The organism is Streptomyces sp. URMC 124 (genome assembly GCF_051386455.1).
Taxonomy (GTDB): Bacteria; Actinomycetota; Actinomycetes; order Streptomycetales; family Streptomycetaceae; genus Streptomyces.
Genome location: NZ_JBPQTS010000503.1, coordinates 1 through 263, shown reverse-complemented (window position 1 = coordinate 263; position 263 = coordinate 1). Strand labels below are relative to the sequence as shown.

General features: G+C 68.1%; 1 protein-coding gene. It reads left to right on the top strand.

Annotated elements, in window-relative coordinates:
* Positions 1-263: 2-oxoacid:acceptor oxidoreductase family protein (locus ACSNOG_RS33485; protein WP_436756434.1), on the top strand; the 263-nt coding region annotated here is incomplete at both ends.

The following is a 263-nucleotide window of genomic DNA, read 5'->3' as shown; positions in this document are numbered from 1 at the left end:
TTCCAGCTGCACTTCGCCGACCACGACATCCTCACCCCCGGCGACGCACCGGACGTGCTCGTGGCGATGAACCCGGCGGCGCTCAAGGCCAACCTCGCGGACGTGCCCCACGGCGGGGAGATCATCGTCAATACGGACGAGTTCGCGAAACGGGCGATGGCCAAGGCCGGCTACGACACCAGCCCCCTGGACGACGGCACCCTCGACGCCTACCACGTCCACCCCGTCCCGCTGACGACGCTCACGATCGAAGCGCTGAAGGA